Below are 19,727 nucleotides of genomic sequence, written 5' to 3'. Positions count from 1 at the left end.
TTGAATGGTGTGTCCGCTGGAGCTGATTTTGAAAGGGCGGCAAGATGCTGAGTGAGGGCCGCGATGCGGCTTGGATGCAATACGCTTTGGCGCAAGCGCAACTGGCTTTTGCTGCCGCAGAGGTGCCCGTAGGTGCCGTTGTCGTGTGTGATGGTCAGTTGATCGCGCAAGCACACAACCAGACTTTGCAGTTGGGCGACCCTACCGCGCATGCGGAAGTGTTGGCATTGCGTAAGGCTGCACAGGTCATGGGCAACCACCGTTTGAATATGTGTACCTTGTATGTGACGCTGGAGCCCTGCACTATGTGCAGTGGCGCAGTGTTTCAGGCCCGTCTCAGCAGGGTGGTTTATGGCGCCAAAGAAGCCAAGACAGGGGCCGCAGGCTCTGTGGTGGATGTGTTTGCGAATCGGCAACTGAATCACCAGACAGAGGTGCTGGGTGGCGTGCTGGCTGATGAGGCCGCGCAGTTGCTCTCGGATTTTTTTGCTGCACGGCGACACGATGCAGCGCAGAACCAGACTGCGCATCGCGTACCTGATACGGCCTTGCGCACACCGTCAACGGCTTTTGCCGCTTCTGCTCCTGAAGGCTTGTACCTCAGCACATTGCCTGCCACGATGGGTATGCGCATGCATTACTTCATGCAAAAAACGGCATGCGATGAGGGCGAGGGCGCAACCACATGGATTTTTTTGCACCCTTTGTGGCATTGGAGTGCTTGGTGGGCGCCCTTAATGCAGTGCCTGGTTGATCAGGGGCAGCAAGTCATTGCCCCTGATTTGATTGGATGGGGGCGCAGTGACAAGCCCAAGAAAACCGCTTGGCATACTTTGGCGCGCCATGTGGATGCCATTAATGCACTGTTGCGTGCTAACCAAGCTTCACGATGTGTGCTTGTGTGCCAGGATGGGAGTGAGCAACTGGCTTTTGCTTTGGCTAAGCATTTACATGCACATGAGGATGGACAGAATAATCTTGTTCAGGTGGATGCAGTAGTGCAATTGCATTGCACTGAAACGGCAGGTATTTGGCCTGCGCCTAGCGGCGCAACAACAAAAAAAACATGGCGTGCAGAGTCTTATTTACGATCACACTTCGCTTCATATAGCAACACATTGAAGGCTACACAAATGGGCCAGTCAGGGTATGCTGCTTTGATACAGGAGGCTTGCGCACCATACCCTGATGCAGGCCATGCTCGCAATTGGGCGTGCACATGTTTTGACGGGGGGGGGCAAGCACGATGTGCACGAGATGCGCTGCCGGTGCCTTACCTCGCACTTCAAGGGCATGCCCAGCGTGATGCACGAACGCTTGCCAATGCGTTGCTGGATTGGCAAGCACATTCCTTACCTGAGCTTTGATGCCTTTGACTATGCCTATGGATTGGACCACCTCACTGAAAGCCTTCCTGGCGTTAGCGTGGGCAGCGTATGTGGTGGTGTTGGTCATTTGGGTGCTGCTGCAAAAACGCCCACCTGAGGCGACGATCAGTTGGATTTTGGTACTGGCATTGGTGCCGTATCTAGGTTTTTTTATCTTCTATTTTTTTGGGCCTCAGCGCCTGCGCAAACAGCAAATCAGGCGTTTGAACAACCGCGTTGCCATGTATGTGAGTGACGACTTGCAGGCTCTGAAAGAGCGTACCTTGCATGCACCTGCTGAATTGAGGCAGTTGGCCCAACTGAGTGCGATTACCACCGGTATTTATCCCTGTAGTGGGCAAGCTGTGCAATTGTTGTGCAGTGGGGCTCAGACCTTTGATGCCATAGAGCATGCCATTCATCAGGCGCGCCACCATGTGCACTTGGAATACTACATCTATGAGCCAGACCAAACGGGAATGCGCCTGCGTGATGCTTTGATTCAAAAGGCCCGTGAAGGTGTTCAGGTACGGCTACTGGTTGATGCCTTGGGTTCGAAAAATTTGAACAAGACCTTTGTGCAACCCATGTTGGATGCGGGAATTGCATTTGCTCGGTTCCACGATACGCGGTTTGGCCGGCGCTGGCGCCCCGTGATCAACTACCGCAGCCACCGCAAAATTGTGGTGGTGGATGGCTCTGTGGCGTTTACGGGTGGCGTGAATGTGACCGATGAAGAGGATACACGTATCCGCGCGGATGCCTACCACGATGTGCATGTACGGCTGCAAGGTAATCCTGCGTTCTGGTTGCAGGTGGTGTTTTTAGAAGACTGGGCGTATGCCAACGACCAACCGTTGAGCGAATGCATAGCCTGCGTGCAAGACTATTTGCCCGTTAGCCCAACGGGGCCGTTCGATGTGCAGGTGCAAACCTCAGGTCCAAACAACCCTGCAGAACCCATTCACCGCAGCTATGTGCAGGCGATTCACAATGCCAGAAGCAGGGTGTGGCTTACAACGCCGTATTTTGTGCCTTCTGAGGCTGCCATGATGGCTCTGACCAATGCTGCTTTGGCAGGGGTGGATGTGCAGGTTCTGGTGCCAGAGCGCTCCGACTCTTTATTGGTGACGCTGGCGGCACGCTCCTATTTCGACGAGTTGATAGAAGCTGGCGTGAAGGTGTGGGAGTACAAGGCCGGTATGCTGCACTCGAAAACCCTGGTGGTTGATGATGACCTGGGCTGCATCGGAACGGCCAATTTTGATTTGCGCAGTTTTCGTCTGAACTATGAGGTTGGGGTAGCGGTATTTGGTACCCCATTCAATAGTGATCTGGCTGCACAGTTTGAGCGAGATTTACGACAATCTCGCCGCGTGCCAACGCATCGGCATATTCCATTTAGACAACGTTTGGCAGAAGCTGTGATGCGTTTGTTTTCACCCATGTTGTAGCGAAGGGGCTTTAGCGTAGGTTTGGCGGATGTGCAAATGTGTGCAAGCTTGCGTTCCACGCTTGTGTCTGTCCAGCAAGCTGCCATAATCACGCCCACTATGAGCGGCAGCACCCTTGGAACCCTATTTCGCGTCACCAACTTTGGTGAATCCCACGGCCCAGCCATTGGCTGCGTGATTGATGGCTGCCCGCCGGGCATGGCCTTGTCTGAGGCTGATGTCCAGCAGGAATTGGATCGCAGAAGGCCAGGCACCAGCCGTTTTGTGACCCAACGCAATGAGCCCGATGCGGTTGAAATTCTCTCTGGTGTTTATGAAGGCAAGACCACTGGCACCCCCATTGCCTTGTTGATTCGCAACACCGACCAGCGCAGCAAGGACTATGGCGATATCGTGCGTCAGTTCCGTCCGGGGCACGCCGATTACACCTACTGGCACAAGTACGGCATTCGCGATCCACGCGGTGGTGGCCGCTCTTCGGCGCGTTTGACTGCGCCCACAGTAGCGGCAGGAGCAGTGGCCAAAAAATGGTTGTACGAACGTTTTGGGACTCAGTTCCACGGTTTCATGTCGCAACTTGGCAGCATTGATATTCCCTTTGAATCGATGGATTACGTGGGGCAAAACCCGTTTTTTGCACCCGTTGAAAACACCGAAGCACTCGAGCAATATATGGATGCGCTGCGCAAGCAGCACGATTCCTGTGGCGCTGTGATTCGTGTTCTAGCCAGTGGCGTGCCTGTGGGCTTGGGCGAGCCTTTGTATGACAAGCTCGATGCTGATATCGCTTTTGCCATGATGGGGCTCAACGCTGTCAAAGGCGTGGAAATTGGTGCTGGCTTTGCCAGCGCACGCCAGCTTGGCACCGAGCATGGTGACTCCATTACGCCGGATGGTTTCTTAACCAACCATGCTGGGGGCATTTTGGGCGGGATCAGCACCGGGCAAGATATTGACGTGAAGATCGCCATTAAGCCCACCAGCTCGATTTTGTCGCCTCGCCAGTCGATTGACATCGATGGCAATCCTGTTGAGGTGGTTACCAAGGGGCGCCACGACCCTTGCGTAGGTATTCGTGCAGCACCTATTGCAGAGGCTTTGTTGGCTTTGGTTGTGATGGACCATGCCTTGCGCCACCGTGCGCAAAACGGTGATGCAGTCCGTTAACGGGCACAGGTCAAAAGACATAGAGCCAGCGGCATGAACATTCTTTTTCTTGCCATTGTTGTTATTGCTTTTCTAACTGCCGGTTGGCATCAATTGCAATGGCAGCCTGGTCCTACTGCAACGGCGCAGGCTGCGGCGAGCGCCAGCCCTATGGAGCAACTTTCTGCGGGCATGATTTCATCGGCCACAGGGGCGATTGAACTGGCCATCGGCTTGGTGGGCATCATGGCCTTGTTTCTGGGCTTGATGAAAGTGGCTGAAGAAGGTGGTTTGTTGACCATCATCGCCAAACTGATTCGCCCTTTGATGGTGCGTTTGTTTCCTCAGGTGCCAGCCAACCACCCAGCCATGGGGGCCATGATTCTGAATATGTCAGCTACTGCCTTGGGGCTAGGCAATGCGGCTACGCCCTTTGGCATTCGCGCGATGCAGGCATTGGATGCGCTCAATGCCAGGCCTGGTACAGCGACGAATGCCATGGCATTGTTCCTGGCAATCAATACCTCGGGTGTTACCTTGCTGCCTGCCAAAGTCATTGCGATTCGGGCCGCATCCGGCTCAATGGACCCAGCAGGCATTTTGCCAACTACGTTGTTTGCCACCATTGTTTCGACGGTTGCCGCTATAGCTGCGGCCCTGCTTTTTCAGCGTTATTTCCCGGTAGGGCAAGCCAGCGCAGAAGAGCTGGCGCTTGAGCGCCCTTGGGTGAAAGAGTTTCAGCAAGGCTCCACTACCGTGCTTGAGACCGCTGACAGTGCACAAAATGACCAAAGCGCTTACCCATTTTGGGTGAGTGTGCTGGCTTTGTCAGCCATGGTGTTGGCGATTCCCGCGACCATCGTATGGGGCAAAGCGATTGCACCCTGGATTGTGCCGGGCATGATGGTGGGTTTTTTGCTGTTTGGCTGGTTGCGTGGGGTGCGCATTTACGAATCGTTTATTGCAGGGGCAAAGGACGGTTTTGATGTGGCGTTGCGCATCATGCCTTATCTGGTCGCTATTTTGGTGGCCGTTGGCATGCTGCGCAGCAGTGGCGCACTGGATGTGATAGTTGGCGCTTTAGCGGTGTTTACTGCACCATTGGGGCTGCCTGCTGAGGCATTGCCCATGGCGTTGCTGCGGCCCTTGTCAGGTTCAGGCTCATACGGTGTCATGTCATCGATTCTGACAGACCCCGCTATCGGTCCAGACAGCTATGTGGGCTATTTGGTCTCTACCATCATGGGGTCTTCTGAAACCACGTTTTATGTTTTGGCTGTGTATTTTGGTGCGGTGCAAGTGCGCCGTATTCGCCACACGCTGCTGGCTGCGTTGATTGCGGACGTGGTTGCTGTTATGGCCTCAGTGGCCATTTGCAGCTATTTGTTCGGTCAGGCTTAAAAAACTTCTCGTTTTGAGTCAAGACCGACGTGCTGTTGTGTTCTCCAAAGCCTGGAGGGAGCGTTTGGACAATGCTGGGGTGAGAAACAGCAACGCACCAGCGCCTACCATGGCAGCGATGGCAAAGGCCTGTAGTACCCAAGCAGGGCCATGGCCGCCAGCCAGAATGTAGCCACCCAGTGATGGCGCAATCACCGCGCCCAAACGTCCCATCCCTAATGTGATGCCAATAGCGGCAGCGCGATATGCGGCGGGGAATGCATCAGCAACCAAGGCATTGACCAGGTTTTGTGCGCTGATGGCGCTCATGCCGAGCAGTGCAATCACGATGAATAAGACGCTGCTTGAGAGATGCCGTGATGCAATTGCGGCCAAACACATGGCGGCAATAATGCCTGCAGCGATAGCTACAGGGCGTGTGCCCAAGCGCATGGCAATGCTCGCAGTGAAGATAGAGCCTGCAATGGCGCCTACATTGAGTGTGAACATCATTTGCATGGCGCCATTGAATGGTACGTCAAACTCAAACATCAATTGGGTCAACCAAACTGCGACGCCATACCAAGTCAGCAAGTCAGCCAAGGTGGCCAGAGTGCCAATCAACAAAATAGTGCGGCTGGCCCCACGGAGAATGTGGCGCCATTCAACGTTAGAAGCAGCGGTTGCTTGGTTTGCGTGGCTGGTCAATGTATGTTCATGGCGCGAAAGCAAAGGTGTCATGACCACCAAAACCAGCAGTCCTAGGGCACCGCCTGCTACAAACAGGGGGCGCCAGCCCCAGTGCGGAATAATCCATTGCGACACAATGGCGGCCAACATCCCACCAACAGGGATGCCTGACATCACCAAGCTGATGGCCAATGCACCATGCTGAGGTTTACTGTTTCTGCGCGCGAGTGACAGGCCTGCAGGCAACACCACACCCAAACCCAAACCAGCAATAAGCCGCAAAGCCCCTAGTTGCCAGCCGTTCGTGACAAAGGCGATAGCAGCTGTGGCTAAGGTAAACAAAGCAAACCCATAGCGAATGCTGCGTGACAGGCCGAGTGACTGGGTGATTTGTCCTGCAGCTACGCCACCGAGCAACATGCCAATAAAAATCATGCTGCCAATATTGCCGGCTTTGGCTTTGTCCAACCCCATGGAGGCATCCATCAATAAAGATGGAATCGCATTGCTGTAGATAAGCAAGTCAAAACCTTCGACCATCATGATGGCTGCACACAAGGCCACAATCAACCAGCGGGTGCCAGTAGCGGATGGGGATGACAATGGGGAAGGTGCGTGACTGAGGCTGACCATGGTGATTAAATTTGAGATTGATTCTCAATTGTACCGTTTGGCTGCTCTACATACGGGCCACATGCGTGTAAGAGCCCGCGCATGACTGCAATTGGTAGCGTTGCTAAAAATTGCTGGGTTTGCTATTGCGCATTGCGATGGCGAGGTTTGGGCAGCGCTATAAAAGCGATTGAGCCTGCGGCCAGCAAGATGGAAACGCTTGCAAATACTGCTGTGTATTTGTCGTGCTGGTGTGCCAGCGCCCATTCCGCCACAACCCCTGAGAGAGACTGCATGACGGCAACGCCTAAAAACATAGACATGGTAAAGAGGGCCATGGCGCGGCCAGTCATGTGCACTGGGTAAGCGCTGCGTACATCAGCATATTGCCAAACGGCGCAGCCCATGAAAATGGAAATCAAGATCAGGCAGACCACGGCCACACCCAATTGGCGCGTCACGGCCAAAATGGCAAATAGCAGTACCAAGGTCCAAGGAAAGGCGATCAAGCCTTTGCGCCGGTGTGCATCGCCGGGGTCCAAACGTCCGAAAAACGAAGGTGAAAATAGCGAAATGATGGACAGCACCAAGGCGATGTTGCCACTGTAGATCAAGCTTTGCCCGAAACGATCGGACAGGTAAGGCGCTAACCACAATCCACGCAGCGTAATGAATGAGGCGTAGCCCACAAACACCAAAGCCAAGATTCCTGCCGTATGCGGCATGCGCAGCAGCTCGCCATAGCCCTTCAATGCGCGCCATAGAGTGGAAGAACGAGAAAGGCGTGCGGTATCGGAGGGTATTGGGGGCGCATCTCTATTTTCCGCAGCCGGTGGTTCGAAGACGCGAAGGAAAATAACGCTCCATGCCAGCAAGCTCAAGCCTGCCAAGACCCAAAAGCCACAACGCCAGCCATACTGCTCAACCACCCAGGCTAGTGGCGTGCCTGTGAATATCAGGCCCAAGCCCCCCAAACCCAGGGCCAGGCCAGAAATAGCGGCGAAGCGATGGCCAGGAAAATAGCGGGCGATAAAGACGGTGCAAACCAGAAAAGCAGGCGCGCAGCCCACACCAATAAGGGCTTGCCCAGTGACCAAAACAGCAGGGCTATTGGCCAACGCAGAGACTACGCTGCCCACAATGGCCAAGGGAAAAGCCAACAAAATGGTGCGCCGAATTCCATACACATCAATGCCAATGCCCATAAGCAATTGCATGCCTCCAAAGGCGAAGTGAAAGGCTGCCGCGACAGTGCCCATCTCGTGCGGACTGAGGCCAAATTGCGCAATCAAGGGGACGGACAAAATGCCTGCCACTGTCCGGTAAGCTTGGCTGAGTGCGAAACCACCAATCAATGTTAACAGCATGACCCACGCGGTGCGCAAAGGTAACGCTGCGGTGGAGGTGGTCGTAGCATTCACGTTAGGCCTTTCGTGCAGAGGAGGCGGCTGTGGGCATTAACGCCAAAGACATGTGTGTGTATGGAGTGTAGAGGTATGCATCATGCGATAGTGACACCGCCATCGACAACCAGTTTTTGCCCCGTCATGAATGCTCCTGCATCAGAGGCCAGGAAAATGGCTGCACCTGCAATTTCATCGGGTTGGCCAATGCGCTGCAGTGGCGTGGTAGAGGTGGCTTTGGCCAAGGTTTCAGGGTTTTCCCATAAGGCCTTGGCAAAATCGGTTTGAATCAGCCCTGGCGCAATGCAATTCACACGCACATTGTGTGGGCCAAGTTCCACGGCTAGGTTGCGTGCCAGTTGGAAGTCAGCTGCTTTGGAGATGTTGTAGGCACCAATGACGGGTGAGCCGCGCAAGCCGCCAATCGAGGACACGATGATGATGGAGCCCGCTTTGCGCTCCTTCATCTCTGGGGCAACCAAATTGACGAGCCAGTGGTTAGAGAGCACGTTGTTGTCCAGAATTTTGCGAAATTGCTCGTCACTGATGCCAGCCATCGGTCCGTAATAGGGGTTTGAGGCGGCATTGCACACCAAAACATCAATCGGGCCGAGTTGCTCGCGTGCTTTGGAGACTAAACTGGCCAGCGCCTCTTTCGATGAAATACTGGCAGCGATGGCGATCGCTGTTCCCGCCCCATGGCGTTCGTTGATCGCCTTGGCGACCGCATCACAGGCTTCTTGCCCGCGCGATGAAATCACGACCTTGGCACCTTGTTCGGCCATGCGCTCAGCAATGGCACGGCCAATGCCGCGTGATGAACCTGTGATCAGCGCAACTTTCCCAGTTAATGCAAACAAACTCATGAGGTCTCCTTCTGGTTAAAACAGGGGTGGCTGGTGCATGGTGCACGCCAATTTTCTGCAGACGAAGAAATACCATGGAATGCTTGCGTGGCCTGTCGCGCGCTTGATTGGATTGCAGAGGGTATGCCGCCGCAAGACTAGGCTACGGGCTTGTGCGCAAGCTCCACAACTCAGGGAACAGTACAACGTCCAGCATTTTGCGCAGATAGCTCACGCCGCCTGTGCCGCCCGTGCCTCTGCGAAAGCCAATGACACGCTCAACCGTGGTGACGTGACGGAAGCGCCAAAGCCGAAAGGCATCTTCCAGATCGACGAGCTTCTCCCCCAATTGGTAAAGGTTCCAGTGGGTTTCGGGATTGCGATAAACCTGCAGCCAAGCTGCCTCCACCTGTGCATCGGCAATGTACGGTTGACGCCAGTCACGCGCTAGGCAGCTTGCGGGAATGTCAAGCCCTTGCTTTGCCAGTGCCGCCAAGGCTAAGTCATACAGTGAAGGGGCTTCGTAGCAGGCTTGAACCTGCGCGAGCAAGTCGGCGCGATGGGCATGCGGTTTGAGCATGGCTGCATTTTTGTTGCCCAAGCTGAATTCGATACTGCGGTATTGGTAGCTTTGAAAACCGCTCGAGTAGCCCAGGTATGGGCGAATGGCGGTGTACTCAGGCGGGGTCATCGTCGCCAGTACATCCCAGGCGGATACCAGTTGCTCCATGATGCGAGAGGCCCGTGCGAGCTTTTTGAAAGCAGGGGGGAAGTCGCCTGTGCGGACATCAGCCATGGCTGCATGGAGTTCATGCAGCATCAGCTTCATCCACAACTCGCTGGTTTGGTGCTGCACAATGAACAGTAGCTCATTGTGGTTGGGGGACAAGGGCTTTTGTGCGTTCAAGATAGCGTCTAGCTGCAAGTAATCGCCGTAGCTCATGTCTTTGCTGAAGTCCAGTTGCGCTCCTTCTTGGTGAACGATGGTCTCGGTATGGCCCGCCGTGGGTGTTGTTTTGTCTGTGCCCATTTGCTTTGTCTCTGTTATCAATGGCGTCAAAAGCATGGCGCGTGGCATGCTTTTGACGTAGGACGTTTCAGGTGTGGAGATGCAGCGCTGGCTTGGGGTGGCATGCCAGCCGAAACAAGCCCCACAAAGGGAGCGCAGAAGGTAGCACCGTCGCTGTAGTCGTGGTGTCGGTTTTTTCAGACAGATAACATTGGGTAGGCAAAAAATCTGGCCCTATTCCTATTCATGAGGTAGTGAACAGACAGGCCTGTATGTCAACAGCGATCAAGTCGACACGATTTAGAGCGACCAACACAACCCTTGATACGTCGAAAGCAAAACCTTGTCGTACTACTCGTACTGCCTGCGGTTTTGCGCCTAGTCTCAACCGCAAACCTTCGGTTTGGTGGGGTGCGTTAGCCGCTCTTAGCCTTGCGCTTCCACCAAAAATCGCAGGCGTTTGCGCCCCATCCATTCATCGGTTTCCAGGCGATAGGCCAGCGGCGTTTGCTCAGGCAAGCGCTCAGTTCTGCCAAACCAAATGCCTTCTACCACTTGGCCGTGGTGCAGCACTTTGATGGCTAGGTGTTTACTGGCCACCACACGTTGTTCAAGTACATGCAGGGGTTCCATGAACAAAGGGGCTGCAAAGCCTTGTCCCCACACTTGCATTTGTAGTGCTTCGGCCGTTTCAATGGAGCGAAACTGAGCGGGCAAAGGCCCATCAACCCATGTTTCGCCTTGCAGCGCTGCATCGTCGAGCCATTCCTCTGCAATCGTTTGAATGGCTTGGCGAAAGGTGTCCAAATGCTCGGCGCGGATGGTGCAGCCTGCAGCCATCGCATGGCCACCGAATTTTTCTAAGACACCTGGGTGGCGTTTGGCCAGTAGGTCGAGGGCATCGCGCAAATGAAAGCCTGCAATAGAGCGCCCTGAACCCTTGAGCAGTCCATTGTTTTCTTGGCTGGCGCCTGGTGCAAACACAAATGTTGGGCGGTGGTATTGCTCTTTGATGCGCGCAGCCACAATGCCGACCACGCCTTCGTGGAAGCCTTCGTCGGATATGGTGATGGCCGCGGGCATGCGTGTGTTGCGAGCGAGTTTTTGCAGAATGCTGCCCATGGCTACTTGCTTCATGTCCGCTTCCAGATCACGGCGCACGCGGTTGATGTCGTCCAGCGCCTGGGCCAATTCCTGCGCTTTTTGCAGATCATCAGTCAGTAGACATTCAATGCCTAAAGTCATGTCCGTCAAACGGCCCGCAGCATTCAGGCGCGGGGCGAGGGCGAAGCCCAAATCGTTGGCATGCGCGCGTGCGGCATTGCGGCGGCTGATCTCAAACAAAGCTGCCATGCCGGGGGGAAGTTGCCCTGCACGGATGCGGGCCAAGCCTTGGCTTGCCAGCAAACGGTTGTTGGCGTCTAAAGGAACCACATCGGCAACAGTGCCTAAGGCCACCAAGGGCAACAGCACATCAAGCCGTGGTTGCGCCTGGGTTTGGTACAGGCCGCTGTCTCTTTGCAGACTGCGCAGAGCCAGCAGGGTGTAAAACATCACACCTACACCCGCGAGGTTTTTACTGGGAAAGGTGCAGCCGGGCTGGTTGGGGTTGATGAGCGCATTGGCAGCGGGAATGACTTCACCGGGCAAATGGTGGTCGGTGACCAAAACTTTAAGCCCCAAGGCCTGCGCGTGGGCAACCCCTTCGATGCTGGCAATGCCGTTGTCTACCGTGACCAACAAGTCTGCACCCAAGGCGTGCACCCGTTCTGCCAGTTTGGGTGTGAGGCCGTAGCCGTCTTCAATGCGGTTGGGCACGATGTAGTCGAGGTGCTGCGCACCCAACATACGCAGGCCACGCATGGCGACGGTGCAGGCAGTGGCGCCATCGCAGTCGTAGTCAGCCACGATGCAGATGCGTTGCTGCTGGGCAATGGCATCGGCCAGCAATTGGGCGGCTTCTTGGCTGCCTTTGAGTTGCTGTGGGGGGAGCAGCGCTTGCAGTCTATTGTCTAACTGTGCGGCATCGTCAATGCCCCGGGCTGCAAATAATTGCGCAAGAAATGGGTGCGTGCCTGCGTGGATTAGGGCATTTTGTGCGGCTGCAATAGGTTGGCGTTGGCGGAATTTCACGGGGACGACTTATCAATCAGGTTCAAACAATGGCAAACAGTCAGGTGGTTGAGGTATTCGTGAGTGGTTTTCTCAAGCAAGCTTATAGCTGTTGTAGCAAGGCTTGGACGGGGTCGCTTTTGCGCCATGAAGTCCAGCCTTGTGTTAAACGGGTGAACCAGCTTGGTGTGTGCGGCGACAGCGTGACCGCTTGCTGCTCGCCAGCGAGAATCCATTGCACCGAGTCAGTGTTTTGCTGCGCGTTCTGCACGCTATCGAGAAGTACTTGATCCAAGGTCTGCCATGCGGCAGTCCACCCACGGTAATCGCCCCGCAAAGCGGCAGTGCGAAGCGTGTCATGCACTTCGATCTGCAGGGTCGTTTGCATTGGCGATGCAGGGATGCTGCCTGTGCCCCATACCCACAATGCATTGATGGGGGCAAGCCCCTGTGCGGTGCGCGCATCATTGGCAGCGTGGTTGTACAGCAGCATTTGGGCTTCAGTTTGCAAACGTTGCAGCGTCTTGGTTTGGCGCAATTCAGGCATCCAAGCGCGAACGTCGCGGTTGATGGCGCGATCTAATGATGGCAAGGCTAAACCGTGTAGCCATGGGGCTTTTGCAAGCCAGTGTCCGTTGGGCAATGCTTGTAAAGTGAGGCCATCTTCAGCCCAAAGTGCTTGCACTGCTTGGAGCAACGCTGCATTGTCTTGTGCGCTGAGTGCCAGGCCGCTGGGATCAAGCAACGAGATGGAGTCGGTGGTGATGTGCAAGTGTGCTGGCGCCATCAAGGCCCAGCCATCTTGACTGTGAATGTTATGCCCGTGTTGTGCCGCAGTCCATGCTGCTAAGGACACGGGCGGCGCCTCTTGTTCTGTGGAGGCCGCTTGCTGCGCAAGTGCAGGCCACACGGCCTGTACAAGCGCCTGCTCATGTGGCGTGACAAAGCTTCCTTCAGGCACATGCAGCCAGTGTGTAGGGGTTAACGTGTGGCGCGTGAGTAAACTGCGCAACCCTGGTAGTTCCAGCGTGGCGTGCGTCGCCTGCAAAAAGTCTTGCATGCCGTTAAACGCGGCGAAAGGCACGATGTGAATTGAGGCAACCATGAGGGCGTAGGGCATAAAACCCAGGTGGCGCAGGTGCTGGCGGCAAGCAGGCTGGCCTGCCGCTAGGCTTGCGTGGGGGGAGGAGGGATGAAGAGGTCCGCTATGTGGGTATGAACACCGCATAGCCTCTATCAATAATGCGCGCTATTGTATGTGTCTTGGCTGATTTTGTCGGGCAGGCGCGATTGCCAGTGCAGCGACATTGGCTGCTGTGTGCAAGGGTATGATGGGGCCGTTTTCAGTTTTGTCTTGTTCAGATTATCTTATGAGCGCTTATTTTCTTTCCTTCATTACGGTCGTCTTGCATGGGCTACGCAAGGCACAAAGACAAAGGCGTGTGTCGTGTTCGTTAACCCCATGGGCTGGTGCGCTTGCATTTGCGTTGGCTGCAAATGTGCATGCTCAAGTTGGGCCTCAAGCGAAGGGCCAGCCGCAGATGAATCTGCCTCGTCTGGAGTTGTCGAGCAACATGTACCGCATTGATGCACAAGTGGCTGCGACACCGGTGCAGCGCGAGATCGGATTGATGCACCGTCAGAACATGCCTGAACAGGAAGGAATGCTCTTCGTATTTGAAGCGCCTAATGTGCAGTGTTTCTGGATGAAAAATACCTTGTTGCCATTGACCGCCGCTTTCGTGGCTGATGATGGCCGCATTGTCAATACGGCTGATATGCAACCCATGACGACGGACTCGCATTGCTCTAAAGAGCCTGTTCGGTATGTGCTGGAGATGAATCAGGGGTGGTTTGCCAAGCGCGGTATTGGTGAAGGGGCCCATTTGCGCTCGAGCATTTTTCAAAAGCCTGCCGCGCAGAAAGCACCTGCGCAAGAAGCTGCTGCACATTGAGTGGCATTGGCCTGAAGGGGCGCAGCAGTGCGAAGGCCACGCTTATTAACGTGGCCGTTGGATGCGTGAGGCCAGTTTCCACATCACCACGCTGGCGCATAGCCATTGCGCAGCGTACATCGCGGTTCCGATACGGTGCCACAAAGCCAGATTTTCCCGCGCGATGATGCGTGGGGCAATGCCGAATTCGCTGAGCAGAGCCACAATTGCACCTGCGAGAATCCAGCCTGTTAGCGCCAGTGCCCATGACGCATCAGGTGATGCTGGGCTGGCCGAGGTTGATGCTTCTTCTTGTCCATCGCGTGCAGGGCGGAAGCAAAAAATCAGCACAAAACAGCAAGCCAGTGACACCCAGGTCATGGCGGAGAAGAGCTTGGCTGCCACTTGCCCTGCCATGCTGGCGGTGGGCAAATGGGCAAACAGCATGGGCACGGCCAGAAACCCAATGGCAGACAGGCTGCCCCACCACAACGCTGCAGCATACACAGGCAACTGTTGTTGAAGAATGGGGCGCATGGGCATGTCCTTGTAGGTCGCTGGAGTGGTCGTGTGCAGTGTGTCTGACTTAAAGGTAGCGTACAGAAACGATTTCGTAGCTCTTTTCACCGCCTGGGGCGTTGACAACAGCGACATCGCCTTCAAATTTACCAATCAAGGCGCGTGCGATTGGGCTGGAGACATTGAGCAAACCTTGCTTGATGTCGGCCTCATCTTCGCCCACGATTTGGTAGGTGACACGGTCGCCACTGTCTTCGTCTTCCAACTCGACGGTGGCGCCAAAGACGACTTTGCCTTCCGCACTGAGCGTGCTGGGGTCGATGACCAAGGCGGCAGCGAGCTTGCCTTCGATGTCTTTGATGCGGCCTTCGATAAAGCCTTGGCGGTCTTTGGCTGCCTCGTACTCCGCGTTTTCGCTCAGGTCGCCTTGGGCGCGAGCCTCGGCAATCGCATTGATCACTGCAGGGCGGTCGACACTTTTGAGTTGCTGCAGTTCTGCTTTGAGTAGTTCTGCGCCGCGCTTGGTAACGGGAAGAGTGGTCATTTTTCGCTTTCCAAAAAAACGCACCGCCGAATGTTGCCATTCAGCGGTGTGCAATTGCATTGGGTTGGCCAGCGTGTGTGGCCTCATTGCGGCCTGCATCATCTTGGTGGAGCAGTGCCGCGCTGCATTAATTGTAATCGGACTCCTTGGCCATGCACGAATACTTGATTGCAGCTTGCCGCTTCATGGCCGGCTTTGAGTGCGCGGGGGCGTTACTGTGGCAATAGGCCGCTGCTTGGTGCACGTGCGGTATCGCGTAAAAATTGCCAAACGGCCTGCACCCGTGCTAGGTGGCGGATTTCTGCTGGCATGGACATCCAGAAGGTGCGATGAAAACGTGCTTCTTGTGGCAGCACACATGTGAGCGAGGGGTCTTTGTCGCCAATGAAGGCAGGCAAAATGGCCAGCCCAGTGCCGTGGCGCACGGCTTCATATTGCGCAGAAATACTGGTGCTGCGCAGGCCAAAATGCGCAGGTTGAAAAAAGCTCTCAAGAAATTGCAGCTGTTTGGAAAAGAGCAAATCATCCACATACGAAATGAAGGTGTGTGGTTCCAGATCGTCCACTGTGGCGATGGGGGGATGCTGCTCTAAATAGGTTTTGGCGCCATACAGGCGCAGGACATAGTCACTGAGTTTGGTGACCACGACCGAGCCACGTGTGGGGCGCTCCAGTGAAATCACAATATCTGCCTCGCGCCGAGAAAGGTGCAACAGACGAGGCAAAGCCAGCAGGTCTATCACCAGGTTTTGGTGTTGTCTGGCCAAGTCGGCCAAAGGGGCAGCCAGCACTTTCGCACCGAGCCCTTCTGGCACGCCCACACGCACCAAGCCAGAAAGGCCTTCTTCTGCTTTGGCTAGAGAGCTGCTTTCAATGGACAGGAACGCCTCCTCCATGGCCTCGGCCTGTGGTAACAAATGCCGACCTGCCTCGGTCAAGCGGTGGCCTGCGGCTTCGCGGGCAAAAAGGGGCACGCCCATTTGCTTTTCCAGCGCCTGAATGCGGCGGCTGACAGTGGTGTGGTCTACCTGTACGGTACGAGCGGCATTGATCAAGGTGCCGGTGCGAGCAAGCGCTAGAAAATAGCGCAAATTATCCCAATCCATGTGCGTAAAGCGCTTTTGTGCTGTGTATTGAATGAGCGCACATCATAGTGCGCCATTGTGTGGATTGTGACGGTATGCGCACACGCCTGCGGTGGTTCTTGGTGCACGCAGCGCCTGTGCTGATTATGTAAACCAGTCGGGCGTGGTGTGTAAACGTGCCGCAAGCTGTGCCATCGTATGCAACAATCTGCCGTTAGCCTATCGCCACCTATTCGTTCTGTGTTTGCCGTATGCCTGAGTTGGCGGCATTACTCCATTGCTTATCCATGCGTTTGCCTATTCCTTGCACTCTTCGTTTTGGTTTATCTGCACTGCTGTGCGCCGCTCCTGTGCTTGCGCAGGCACAAAGCCTGCTGGATATGGTGGAGAACGCCACCGGCTACGACGCGCAATGGCGTGCAGTGCAAGCAGAGAAAGAAGCTGCAGAGCGCCGCAGTGAGCAAGCGCGTGCGCCGCTGCTGCCACAAGTGGGCGTGGGGGCAGATCTGTCGCGTGCGCAAACGCGGGTGCATCCGCAAGGGTTGCAGCACACAGGCACCACGCATAGTGTGGCGTTGATCGCTTCACAATCGCTTTATCGTCCTGCAGACAAGCTGCAACTGGCGCAGAGCAAATTGGCAGTCGAGTCTGCGCAATATGCACTCAATGCGGCAGCGCAAGACTTGATCGTGCGTGTATCGCAGGCCTATTTTGATGTGTTGGCTGCGCAAGATACGTTGGCGTTCGTGCAAGCCCAAAAGGCGGCGGTGAACGAGCAATTGGCCGCTGCTGAGCGTAATTTTGAGGTAGGCAACGCCACCATCACCGACACCCGTGAAGCGCAGGCGCGTTTTGACTTGATTCGGGCGCAAGAAATCGCATCGGCCAATGACTTGCAAGTCAAGAAGCTGGCGCTGGACCAAACGGTTGGTCTGATTCAAAGCCAACCTTGGCCGCTCAAACTGCCAGCGGCACTGCCGCATCCGGCTTCTGACAATGTGCTCGACTGGGTGTCTTGGGCGCAAGAACAGCAGCCTCAAGTGCGCCAGGCCAAGCTGGCCTTGGACATTGCCAAGTTGGAAACAGACAAAGCCGAAACTGGCCATTTGCCCACCGTGAGCTTGAATGCGCGGGTGGGGCAAACCAACAACCGCGATGGCACCATCTCCAGCCCAATTCCAGGCATGCGCAGCCGTGAGGCCAGTGTCGGCGTGGAATTGAATATGCCATTGTTTGCAGGTGGTGCGGTGCAAAATCGCATCAGAGAAACGCTGGCCCTTGAAGAGAAGGCGCGTGCACAGCTTGACCAAGTCAACCGTGGCGCAACGCAGGCCACGCGCGAAGCGTTTTATGGCTTGCAATCAGGTCAAAGCCAAGTCAAAGCGCTGGAAGCGGCAGAGGCTTCTTCGCAAAGCGCGCTGGAAGCCAATCAGCTGGGCTACCAGGTTGGCGTGCGCATCAATATCGATGTGCTCAACGCGCAAAGCCAGCTTTTTCAGACGCGCAGAGATCTGGCGCAGGCGCGCTATACGGTTTTGATGAGCCACTTGCGACTGGCCCAAGCCAGTGGAACATTGGGCATGGATGAGGTACGCACTATCAATGCTTTGCTCGCACCACAAGGGGCGACTTTAGCCAATACCACCAGCGTGGCAGATGCGCCAGTCGTCTCTTCCGCACCGTAAACGCTGCATTTGCAGCAGCGCAGCCGATTTCATTCATCAAAAGGCAAAGATAGTTGCGCTGCGCACGCATGGTGTGGCTTGGTTTGGCTGAGTAGTTTGCTATCGACGTCCTGCGCCTCTTCGAGGGGGAGCAAGTTGTCTACCTTCACACCCAATAAGCGAAAGCGCCGCTGCAAGTCAATGCGCTTGAGACATTGCCCTGCAATCTGTCGGATGGTGGCGGCATCCTGGGTGTGGTGGTTGATCGAGATGGCGCGCGTGGCTGAGCGGAAATCCGGAAAGCGAATTTTCACGCCAATGGTCCGTCCGGCATAGCCTTTGCGTTGCAAATCGGCCGCTACGCGCTGGCAGAGATGGGTGAATATGTCAGAAAGTTCGGCTTTGTCTGCTTTGGCATGCAAGTCGCGCTCAAATGTGGTTTCCCTACTCATTGAAACGGGCGCACTCTCCATAACCAAAGCTCGCTCGTCTTGCCCCCAGGCGATGCGATGCAGCCAAGCACCATAGGTAGAGCCGAAGGCATCGATCAGCTCCTGCTCTGGTGTATGGGCCAGATCATGCAGGGTGTGAATGCCCAGAGTGAGCAGTTTGTCGTTGGTTTTTGGGCCGATGCCATTGACTTTTTTACAGGGCAAAGGCCAAAGTTTCTCGGTCACTTGGTCTGGCATTAGTATGAAAATGCCGTTGGGCTTGTGCCATTCGCTAGCCAGTTTAGCCAACAGCTTATTAGGTGCCACGCCAATAGAGCAGGTCAGGCCCGTATCGGCATATATGGCGCGCTGAATACGCTGGGCCAGCAGCAGCCCGCCTTCTTCTTGCCCATCAGGCACGTCGGTGAAGTCGATGTACACCTCATCAATGCCGCGATCCTCGATGGCCGGTGCATGTTGGGCAATGATGGCTTTGAAGCGGCGTGAATACGCACGATACTGCTCAAAATCTGCTGGCAGCAAATACGCATCAGGGCACAGCTTGGCCGCTTTCATCATGCCCATGGCCGAGCCAATCCCAAATTGCCGCGCTTCATAAGTGGCTGTTGTGATGACGCCGCGCCCGGTATAACTGTGTAGACGGGCAAAGGCTTCTAATGGAATGGCATGAGCAGGCAGAGCCTCTAAAGCTGCATTGCCTAGCCAGCCTGCACTGCGGCTTCTGCCGCCCACCACTACCGGCAAGCCTTTGAGCTGTGGTTGGCGCAGCAACTCCACCGATGCGAAGAAGGCATCCATATCCAGATGGGCAATGCGCCGAATAGGTGGGGCGGGCATGGGCTGTGTCAATCCATGAAGCAAAGAGGACAATAGTTGCGGAGATCGAGTTGCAAGGCCTAGTTGCGAGGTTAAGTACTCGTTGTGATTGTAGGAGTCTTATTCGTGGCGCTTGGGTGCAGTGCCAAGAGAACCGTAGAAGGTTGCTGCTTGATTTCAACCTGCGATATTTCGTGATGCAGTGTGGCTGCACAGATGTCGACTAGCGTCGGGTCATCTGGCCGTTAACCATGATGATGGCGCTGTTTTAGCGCGTGTTCATGATCTTTGTGCAGACCGTGCTGGTATCCAAAAGGAGGTGATTCGCGGCAACAAGCGAAGATGGGCACCTTGCTTTGCACGATCTCTTTTTTTGAGATTGACGCGACGGTGCGGAGATCGTCAACACGTTCTTCGGTGCAGGGGCGCCACCGCCCTGTGCGATGGGACGCGGTTTTTTCCATGCGTCCTCTCGTCCGAGTGTGTCCTAGGTGTGGAGTCTCGGCTTGATCAAGCGCCCTCGTTAGAGGGCACCTTTCACCTTTCTCTTATGTCAGGGGCCACCAATACGCGCCCCTCAACTCGCGCCCTCAACCTCCCACCTTAGCGCCGCGCCAAGGCCGTGCACCAGCCGCACAAGCCATCAGCAGTGCCAGTGCAGCCAAAGCCCATGTGCCCAAGCCTGGCACCGGCTG

Annotated in this window: 17 protein-coding genes; 6 read left to right on the top strand and 11 right to left on the bottom strand. The window is 55.4% G+C overall.

Annotated features, from left to right (window positions below):
- Window positions 1-44 precede the first annotated feature (44 nt).
- The 4 genes from tadA (at window position 45) to E9531_RS10035 (ending at window position 5,368) form a co-directional block, all read left to right on the top strand.
- Window positions 45-1,367 carry a tRNA adenosine(34) deaminase TadA gene (gene tadA / locus E9531_RS10050; RefSeq protein ID WP_136573634.1) on the top strand — a complete coding sequence of 441 codons (1,323 nt, stop codon included), beginning with the start codon at window positions 45-47 and terminating at the stop codon, window positions 1,365-1,367.
- A 17-nt stretch (window positions 1,368-1,384) separates the two neighbouring features.
- Window positions 1,385-2,821, top strand: coding sequence for a cardiolipin synthase (cls, locus tag E9531_RS10045; RefSeq protein WP_244610065.1), 1,437 nt, complete (start codon window positions 1,385-1,387; stop codon window positions 2,819-2,821).
- A 99-nt stretch (window positions 2,822-2,920) separates the two neighbouring features.
- Window positions 2,921-3,988 (top strand): chorismate synthase, encoded by a 1,068-nt coding sequence (aroC, locus tag E9531_RS10040; protein WP_136573632.1) that lies wholly within the window; start codon window positions 2,921-2,923, stop codon window positions 3,986-3,988.
- A gap of 33 nt (window positions 3,989-4,021) precedes the next feature.
- Window positions 4,022-5,368, top strand: coding sequence for a nucleoside recognition domain-containing protein (locus E9531_RS10035; RefSeq protein WP_136573631.1), 1,347 nt, complete (start codon window positions 4,022-4,024; stop codon window positions 5,366-5,368).
- Between the two features lie 18 nt (window positions 5,369-5,386).
- Here the strand turns inward: E9531_RS10035 and E9531_RS10030 are convergent, their stop codons facing one another.
- From E9531_RS10030 to E9531_RS10005, 6 genes are all read right to left on the bottom strand, one after another.
- Window positions 5,387-6,670 carry an MFS transporter gene (locus E9531_RS10030; protein WP_136573630.1) on the bottom strand — a complete coding sequence of 428 codons (1,284 nt, stop codon included), beginning with the start codon at window positions 6,668-6,670 and terminating at the stop codon, window positions 5,387-5,389.
- Window positions 6,671-6,792: 122 nt separating this feature from the next.
- Window positions 6,793-8,070: an MFS transporter gene (locus E9531_RS10025; RefSeq protein ID WP_244610064.1), complete on the bottom strand. Its 1,278-nt coding sequence runs from the start codon at window positions 8,068-8,070 to the stop codon at window positions 6,793-6,795.
- A gap of 80 nt (window positions 8,071-8,150) precedes the next feature.
- Entirely contained in the window at window positions 8,151-8,918 is a 768-nt protein-coding gene (locus E9531_RS10020) for an SDR family NAD(P)-dependent oxidoreductase (RefSeq protein WP_136573629.1), read from the bottom strand.
- 142 nt (window positions 8,919-9,060) lie between these two features.
- Window positions 9,061-9,927, bottom strand: a complete 867-nt coding sequence (kynA, locus tag E9531_RS10015; protein ID WP_136573628.1) for a tryptophan 2,3-dioxygenase — start codon at window positions 9,925-9,927, stop codon at window positions 9,061-9,063.
- Between the two features lie 405 nt (window positions 9,928-10,332).
- A complete protein-coding gene (gene recJ, locus E9531_RS10010) occupies window positions 10,333-12,039 on the bottom strand; it encodes a single-stranded-DNA-specific exonuclease RecJ (RefSeq protein WP_136573627.1) in 1,707 nt (568 codons plus the stop codon).
- Window positions 12,040-12,121: 82 nt separating this feature from the next.
- The gene (locus tag E9531_RS10005) at window positions 12,122-13,138 is read right to left on the bottom strand and encodes a hypothetical protein (RefSeq protein WP_158291758.1); all 1,017 of its coding nucleotides are present in this window, start codon (window positions 13,136-13,138) and stop codon (window positions 12,122-12,124) included.
- A 250-nt stretch (window positions 13,139-13,388) separates the two neighbouring features.
- On the opposite strand from E9531_RS10005, the gene E9531_RS10000 reads away from it, so the two are divergent.
- Complete coding sequence (locus E9531_RS10000) at window positions 13,389-13,973, top strand: DUF192 domain-containing protein (RefSeq protein ID WP_136573625.1); 585 nt, start codon at window positions 13,389-13,391, stop codon at window positions 13,971-13,973.
- 45 nt (window positions 13,974-14,018) lie between these two features.
- Here E9531_RS10000 and E9531_RS09995 read toward each other — a convergent pair whose 3' ends face one another.
- From E9531_RS09995 to E9531_RS09985, 3 genes are all read right to left on the bottom strand, one after another.
- Window positions 14,019-14,489 carry a DUF4149 domain-containing protein gene (locus E9531_RS09995; protein WP_136573624.1) on the bottom strand — a complete coding sequence of 157 codons (471 nt, stop codon included), beginning with the start codon at window positions 14,487-14,489 and terminating at the stop codon, window positions 14,019-14,021.
- Between the two features lie 49 nt (window positions 14,490-14,538).
- The gene (gene greA, locus E9531_RS09990) at window positions 14,539-15,015 is read right to left on the bottom strand and encodes a transcription elongation factor GreA (RefSeq protein WP_136573623.1); all 477 of its coding nucleotides are present in this window, start codon (window positions 15,013-15,015) and stop codon (window positions 14,539-14,541) included.
- Window positions 15,016-15,227: 212 nt separating this feature from the next.
- Window positions 15,228-16,121 carry a LysR family transcriptional regulator gene (locus E9531_RS09985; protein ID WP_136573622.1) on the bottom strand — a complete coding sequence of 298 codons (894 nt, stop codon included), beginning with the start codon at window positions 16,119-16,121 and terminating at the stop codon, window positions 15,228-15,230.
- A 266-nt stretch (window positions 16,122-16,387) separates the two neighbouring features.
- On the opposite strand from E9531_RS09985, the gene E9531_RS09980 reads away from it, so the two are divergent.
- Window positions 16,388-17,785, top strand: coding sequence for a TolC family outer membrane protein (locus E9531_RS09980; protein WP_136573621.1), 1,398 nt, complete (start codon window positions 16,388-16,390; stop codon window positions 17,783-17,785).
- 29 nt (window positions 17,786-17,814) lie between these two features.
- Here E9531_RS09980 and dinB read toward each other — a convergent pair whose 3' ends face one another.
- Window positions 17,815-19,053 (bottom strand): DNA polymerase IV, encoded by a 1,239-nt coding sequence (gene dinB / locus E9531_RS09975; RefSeq protein WP_136573620.1) that lies wholly within the window; start codon window positions 19,051-19,053, stop codon window positions 17,815-17,817.
- Between the two features lie 569 nt (window positions 19,054-19,622).
- Window positions 19,623-19,721 (bottom strand): hypothetical protein, encoded by a 99-nt coding sequence (locus E9531_RS17985; RefSeq protein ID WP_425293578.1) that lies wholly within the window; start codon window positions 19,719-19,721, stop codon window positions 19,623-19,625.
- Window positions 19,722-19,727: the final 6 nt, after the last annotated feature.

Origin of the sequence: Lampropedia puyangensis (assembly GCF_004833285.1) — a bacterium.
Taxonomy (GTDB): domain Bacteria; phylum Pseudomonadota; class Gammaproteobacteria; order Burkholderiales; family Burkholderiaceae_C; genus Lampropedia; species Lampropedia puyangensis.
The sequence above is the reverse complement of the archived record's forward strand: the minus strand, read 5'-3'. Positions and strand labels throughout refer to the sequence as shown.

Coding starts and splice junctions, on each gene's coding strand:
- E9531_RS09980 (WP_136573621.1), top strand. CDS start 16,388: ATGCGTTTGCCTATTCCTTGCACTCTTCGTTTTGGTTTATCTGCACTG.
- greA (WP_136573623.1), bottom strand. CDS start 15,015: ATGACCACTCTTCCCGTTACCAAGCGCGGCGCAGAACTACTCAAAGCA.
- dinB (WP_136573620.1), bottom strand. CDS start 19,053: ATGCCCGCCCCACCTATTCGGCGCATTGCCCATCTGGATATGGATGCC.
- E9531_RS10000 (WP_136573625.1), top strand. CDS start 13,389: ATGAGCGCTTATTTTCTTTCCTTCATTACGGTCGTCTTGCATGGGCTA.
- cls (WP_244610065.1), top strand. CDS start 1,385: ATGGATTGGACCACCTCACTGAAAGCCTTCCTGGCGTTAGCGTGGGCA.
- E9531_RS10030 (WP_136573630.1), bottom strand. CDS start 6,670: ATGGTCAGCCTCAGTCACGCACCTTCCCCATTGTCATCCCCATCCGCT.
- kynA (WP_136573628.1), bottom strand. CDS start 9,927: ATGGGCACAGACAAAACAACACCCACGGCGGGCCATACCGAGACCATC.
- tadA (WP_136573634.1), top strand. CDS start 45: ATGCTGAGTGAGGGCCGCGATGCGGCTTGGATGCAATACGCTTTGGCG.
- E9531_RS10020 (WP_136573629.1), bottom strand. CDS start 8,918: ATGAGTTTGTTTGCATTAACTGGGAAAGTTGCGCTGATCACAGGTTCA.
- E9531_RS10035 (WP_136573631.1), top strand. CDS start 4,022: ATGAACATTCTTTTTCTTGCCATTGTTGTTATTGCTTTTCTAACTGCC.
- E9531_RS09985 (WP_136573622.1), bottom strand. CDS start 16,121: ATGGATTGGGATAATTTGCGCTATTTTCTAGCGCTTGCTCGCACCGGC.
- E9531_RS10005 (WP_158291758.1), bottom strand. CDS start 13,138: ATGCCCTACGCCCTCATGGTTGCCTCAATTCACATCGTGCCTTTCGCC.
- E9531_RS09995 (WP_136573624.1), bottom strand. CDS start 14,489: ATGCGCCCCATTCTTCAACAACAGTTGCCTGTGTATGCTGCAGCGTTG.
- aroC (WP_136573632.1), top strand. CDS start 2,921: ATGAGCGGCAGCACCCTTGGAACCCTATTTCGCGTCACCAACTTTGGT.